Raw genomic sequence first — 6,117 nt, forward strand, 5'->3', positions numbered from 1 at the left:
ATAGGGATTTGAACCCTAGAAGGGCTATTAACCCTTGCCGGTTTTCAAGACCGGTGCTTTCAACCACTCAGCCATCTCTCCGGAACGCGACGTATATTATTGGCTTAGGCTTCGCTTGTAAAGTAAAAAGCGACGATTTTGGTTTGTTTGGTTAGCTTTCGTGCAATAAAAAAGAGGCCAGCGTTTGGCTGACCTCTTTCGTCTGTTTTCTAAACAGTTTTAGATGTTTTCGACATCAAATTCTACCAATGGGCTCACGTCTGCGTCGTAGTCTACGCCGTCTACGCCAAAGCCAAATAGCTTCAAGAACTCGGCTTTGTATTCGTTGTAGTCGGTTAGCTCGGTGAGATTGTCAGTGGTGATTTGCGGCCACAAGTCGCGACAGTGCTGCTGAATGTCTTCGCGTAGCTCTAGGTCGTCTAAACGCAAGCGACGCTCGCTATCAACGGCAGGCTCGCTGCCATCGGCTTGATAGAGGCGTTGAGTAAACATGCGATGGATTTGCTCCATGCAGCCTTCATGGACCCCTTCTTCGCGCATCTTTTTGAACACCATGGCGATATAAAGCGGCATAACGGGAATAGCCGAGCTCGCTTGGGTCACGACGCTTTTCAATACGGCGACGTTGGCGCTACCACCTTTGGTGGCAAGCGTCTGGTTTAGCGCGTTGGCGGCACGGTCTAAGTCCATTTTGGCTTTGCCTAGTGCCCCTTCCCAGTAAATTGGCCAAGTGAGCTCTGTGCCAATGTAGCTGTAGGCGACGGTCTTGCAGCCTTCGGCCAATACGCCGGCGTCATTGAGTGCGTTAATCCAAAGTTCCCAGTCTTCACCGCCCATGACAGTGACGGTGTCTTGGATCTCTTGCTCAGTAGCAGGCTCGACGCTCGCTTCGATAAGTTGATCTTTGTTGGTATCGACGGCAGTTGAGGTGTACGTCTCACCGATAGGTTTGAGTGATGAACGCACCAGCTCGCCGCTGTCAGGTAGCTTACGGACTGGCGAGGCCAGTGAGTAAACCACCATGTCGATTTGACCCAAGTCTTGTTTGATCAAATCGATGGTTTTTTGCTTGGCCTCGTGCGAGAAAGCATCGCCGTTCAGGCTTTTTGAATACAGGCCTTCTTGCTTGGCAAACTTGTCGAACGCGGCTGAGTTATACCAGCCTGCGGTGCCTGGCTTTTTCTCGGTGCCTGGCTTTTCGAAGAACACGCCTATGGTTGCTGCGCCGCCACCAAAGGCGGCTGCAATGCGTGAGGACAAGCCATAGCCGCTGGATGCACCCACGACCAACACACGTTTTGGCGCATTGGCAATCGGGCCTTGCGCTTTGGTGTAGTCAATTTGTTCTTTTACGTTCGCTTCACACCCCACTGGATGGGTGGTTGTACAGATAAATCCGCGAATTTTAGGTTTGATGATCATATTCAACGTCCCTCACAAAATTGAGGCTAGGATAAATACTAACGCCTGCCTATGCATCCCCTTTTATGGAAAAAGGGCAAAAATACCCAGTGGTTGGAGGTGTTGCAGGCAAAAATAGTGGGCAAGATCGCAGTGTAAATCGGTTCCATGAGCGAGCCAACAAAAAAGCGTCTGCTCATCACAGACGCTTTTCATTAGCGTAATCACAGCGTTTAAGCGGCTTTATTTGGGTTGGCTTTGTCGATAGCGCCCCCTTGTAACTGGTTTGAGGTAAACCAATCGGCCTCAAAATCATCCACTTGTACGGCGTAAGCACGCAACGCATCGGCCTCAAGCAATTTTTCACGCGCATCGGCGGTAATAATATTTTGCTCTACCGCTTGTTGTGAACGGTCGGCCAGGCTGGCTTTACCATTGATTTTCTTGGCTTTTACTGCCTTGATCAGGGCTTTTTCGGTATCACGACACGCCCACATGGCTGTGAAGGCACGTTCCATTACCGCCACCGGATCGTCGGCTTTTTCCCCAACATAGCAAAGATGCGTCCAACGGTCGCGCTCTGCACTTGGGGTCATTAACTGCTCGGCGATCTGGTTGAGCAGTTTGTCGGACGGCATCGTATAACGCATGCCTAATGGGAACAGTAGCACCCGTAAACTACGACCCACGCCTTTGGCCGGGAAGTTGTTAAAGGCGCCATCAAAGGCTTTGGCACACTGGGCTAAGCAGTATTGCAGCGCATAGTGCACCATTGGCAGATCTTGGCTTGGACGCCCTTCATCTTCATAGCGCTTCAGGGTTGCCGATGCCATATAAAGGTGACTCAGTACATCACCAAGGCGCGCTGAAAGCATTTCGCGGCGTTTTAGCTCACCGCCTAGTGACAACATCGCCACATCGGTGGTTACCGCCAGTGCACGACTCATGCGAGTCAGGTGGCGATAGTATTTGGCCGTTTCACCACTAACCGGTGCACGGTTAGTCAGCGAGCCGGTTAACGCATTCACAAACCCCATGATGCTGTTTTTAGTGGCATGACCAATGTGTTTAAACAGCAGGTTATCAAATGCTTGTGCGCCTTGCTCTTGGTCTGGGTTAGCCGCCGCTTCCATCTCTTTAAGTACATAAGGGTGGCAACGGGTCGCCCCTTGACCAAAGATCATCAGGTTGCGGGTAAGAATGTTCGCCCCTTCCACGGTGATCGCGACAGGAATACCAAAGTAATGGTGGCCAATGTAGTTGAGTGGCCCCAATTGAATGGCACGACCCGCGTGAACATCCATCGAGTCGTTTAAGATGGTGCGCGCGATCTCGGTCATGTGGTATTTAGAAATGGCGGYGATGATCGCCGGTTTCTCACCTTGGTCAAGCGCGGTGGTGGTCAGGGTACGGGTCGATTCAATCAAGTAGTTCAACCCGCCCATGCGACCCAGTGCTTCGGCGACCCCTTCAAAGCGGCCAATATGCATACCAAACTGCTTACGTACATAGCTGTAAGCGCCTGTGGTGCGTGTGGCTAAGTGGCCGACCGCCGTGCCGAGCGCAGGCAGCGAGATCCCACGTCCGGCAGACAGGCATTCCACCAGCATACGCCAGCCTCGACCTACGTAGTCTTTCCCGCCGATGACCCAATCAATCGGAATAAAGACGTCTTCACCACGGGTGGTGCCATTCATGAAGGCCATATTGAGTGGGTTGTGGCGATCGCCAATTTCCACCCCTGGATGGTCTGCCGGGACCAAGGCACAGGTGATGCCGAGATCTTTTTTGTCACCCAACAACCCTTCAGGATCGCCGAGTTTGAAGGCAAGCCCAACGACACTGGCCACGGGGGCTAAGGTGATATAGCGCTTGTTCCAGCTTAAGCGGATCCCGAGAACCTCTTCGCCATTATGCTCACCCATGCAAATAACACCATGGTCGGCCCGCTTCCATCGCTTCACGCTCTGTCGCTGATAAGGGTGGCAGCACCTTTTTGAAGAAAGTAAACGCTTTGTCACTAATCAGTGAACGACGTAATGAAGTTTGAGAGCTCATGATTCAGGTCCTTTTGTTGATCATGGTTGCACTCTTGTTGCTGTTATTGTGCGACCAGAACGGGTTTTACATTGCATTCCACGCATTGTCAGACATCGACAATAACGTGGGTGAATAAATGAGGGCTGGCTCCACGCCTACCACGCCCATACGTTGTTGCGCTAGTCGGCCTGCGATTCCGCCGCAAACGGAAGCACTTGGCCTTGCTGCATCACTGCTGGCTCGGCGTTCATCCCTGCTGCTAAATACGGGATGAGGCGGTCAACGATCGCTTCGGTGTCTAACGTGCGATCAAAATCATTTTCGGCAATATCACGGAGTGCCTCGCTCGATGCCATGGTGAAAATGGCAGCGCCGAGCGTAAAATGGATATGCCAGAAGACGGCTTCGGGGGTGAGTGCCGGGTTGGCTTTGTGCACCGCTTGGTTAAACAAGGATAAAACGTGCTCATAGCGCGTGGTAATAAACCAACGCAAGTGCCCTTGCACATCGGTGTAGCCTCGACCAATTAATTGCATAAAGGTGGCCGCGCCATGAGGCCGGTATTGGTCAAGTGCGAGTACCGGCTGTTTGGCACAAGAAAACACTTGGGCCATCGTACATTCACGCTGGCTTAACAACATTTGCAGTTGTTCGCCAAGTGCGGGCATAAATGCCTCGAGATAACGTCCAAGCACCGCGCGCACCAATGATTTTTTATCACCAAAATGGTAATTCACCGAGGCAAGGTTAACCCCTGCTTTGCTGGTGATGGTGCGCAACGATGTTTCTTTAAAGCCATGCTCGGCGAAGAGCTGCTCCGCGGCATCTAGTATTTTCGCTTTGGTGTCGCCTCGTCCTGCCATTATTCATTCACCTGATTTAAACGCTTGTTTAACTTTATACCGACAAGCCTTATTTAACAAGTAAGAAACACCTACGTATCGCATGAGCAACATCACATTATTGAGTGATGACAAGGTGATCAGGCCATTACTGGCGTTCAGCGCCCGTTTATTGTCACCGTATAATGTTTGGTAAATGATCCGTCTGAGGCAGGAGGGGCAAGATGATATGTAACGTATTGAATATCAGAGACTAAACCAGTAAGCCCGTACGGCCGCAAAAATAAGCGGCGCTTTTTTTATACCAATGTGGGAACCCATTCGCATTTTTGCTAGTCACACTTTGTGCCACTGCTTTTTCTAGAAGACTTTTCTTCTATGCCCACTTGCTCGTTGCTTGTGGGCTTTTTTATGCGCGGTTCTTGTGGGCTTTTCTATGCGCATTGAGGAAGGAATAGCGTGCAGATACGCGTTTTGTGTGATAAGACTCACGAAATCGTCGCCCATTGACAAGATTTGGCGACTTTTTTAAATCATCAGGAACTTCTTGGTCATCGCCCAGTCCTAATGGGTGCATCGGTAAGAAATGCCTTGTCCCCCTCAGCGATTGAGGTGCATGATTCACCTTTCTTTCCGAACTGCTGCTGCTTTTTCTACTTACTTTAGAGTTTATTTGTCTCTACCTTTATTTTGCCCACCTTGTGTGGGCTTTTTTTATTTTGGTGCAGGGTCATCAGACGTTACCTGACCATTGGCAATCATTTGATAGGGCGACGCATACCGTAAGGTGAGTCCCAGCTGCGCCAGCGTATGCGTGGCATCAATCCATTTTCCATCGCCAGCACTTGGGTGATACTCAGGTGGCGTTAATCCCATTTCACGTGCAGCCCAGCTGTAATAAACGCTTTTGGATGGATGAAGATCCGCACTCAAATGGAAAACATGTCCCCATTGGCGCTGATGAATCATTGCACTGATTGCAGCCATGACATCGCTACGATGGATAAGGTTAACCGGCTCGCTGCCGCCAGACAGCCCTGTACGCCCTGACAACATGGTTGATGGGTGACGTTCACCGCCAATTAAACCTGCCAAGCGCAGCACACTGCCCCGATCGCCATACACGCGATCAACATGGGCTTCAATGGCTTCATGCGCTTGACCGGATGCCGTTGTCGCGGCGGTCGGTGTCTGTTCTGTGACTTGTCCTTTAAGCTCTCCATACACAGACGTCGTGCTAATAAAGAGCACATGTTCAACGCCCGCTTGTGCCAGATGATCAATAAAGGCGGTCATCGCGTTGCGGTAGGCATCAAAATCGGCATTACGTCGCCCTGCCGCGATATTGATCACCACAATGTCGCAATCAAGCAATGGCTGCGCGTGGTGGTAATCGGGCGCCATGACATCAAAAGGCACCATTGGCGCACCTAGTGACTGGCTCCATGCTTGCGCTGCATCCGATTGGCGCTTGGTCCCCACCACCTGATGCCCTGCCGCTAGCAAGTGCGACGCAAGGGGGGTACCCAACCAACCACAACCACAAATTCCGACTTTCAATCCTGACACAAGCACTCCTTAGGGTTACGTAATTATTTTTCAATGTAATCGGCTTCACACCGCTTTTTGCCCCATTTTTGACCGATTATTTATTTCACGCTGTAAATATATTCCTTCATTGTGTAAGGAAATAACCAAAAGCGTGAATGGTGACAAAGTTTTCATTCTCAGATAGTCATAATAATGTCATTACAAAGCGTGAGAAGATAGACTATTCATCATTAAACGGTGGTCAAAAACCGTGATGATTGACGTACTTAAACACTGCATTTTG

The 6,117-nt window shown here is 50.5% G+C and carries 3 protein-coding genes and 1 pseudogene; all 4 read right to left on the minus strand.

The features are described 5' to 3' along the window. Positions 1 to 219: 219 nt before the first annotated feature. The 4 genes and pseudogenes from fabV to BZG79_RS10245 all read right to left on the minus strand — a co-directional run bounded on the left by fabV (position 220) and on the right by BZG79_RS10245 (position 5,852). The gene (gene fabV / locus BZG79_RS10230; protein ID WP_077646076.1) at positions 220 to 1,422 is read right to left on the minus strand and encodes an enoyl-ACP reductase FabV; all 1,203 of its coding nucleotides are present in this window, start codon (positions 1,420 to 1,422) and stop codon (positions 220 to 222) included. Positions 1,423 to 1,634: 212 nt separating this feature from the next. Beyond that, positions 1,635 to 3,459 (minus strand): annotated as a pseudogene (locus tag BZG79_RS10235) (acyl-CoA dehydrogenase). Positions 3,460 to 3,620: 161 nt separating this feature from the next. Beyond that, positions 3,621 to 4,304 (minus strand): TetR/AcrR family transcriptional regulator, encoded by a 684-nt coding sequence (locus BZG79_RS10240; RefSeq protein WP_077460224.1) that lies wholly within the window; start codon positions 4,302 to 4,304, stop codon positions 3,621 to 3,623. 693 nt (positions 4,305 to 4,997) lie between these two features. Then, positions 4,998 to 5,852 (minus strand): SDR family oxidoreductase, encoded by an 855-nt coding sequence (locus tag BZG79_RS10245; RefSeq protein ID WP_158009944.1) that lies wholly within the window; start codon positions 5,850 to 5,852, stop codon positions 4,998 to 5,000. Between the last annotated feature and the right edge of the window lie 265 nt (positions 5,853 to 6,117).

Origin of the sequence: Salinivibrio sp. MA427 (genome assembly GCF_001996115.1) — a bacterium.
In the GTDB taxonomy this organism is placed as follows: domain Bacteria; phylum Pseudomonadota; class Gammaproteobacteria; order Enterobacterales; family Vibrionaceae; genus Salinivibrio; species Salinivibrio costicola.

Coding starts and splice junctions, on each gene's coding strand:
- BZG79_RS10240 (WP_077460224.1), bottom strand. CDS start 4,304: ATGGCAGGACGAGGCGACACCAAAGCGAAAATACTAGATGCCGCGGAG.
- fabV (WP_077646076.1), bottom strand. CDS start 1,422: ATGATCATCAAACCTAAAATTCGCGGATTTATCTGTACAACCACCCAT.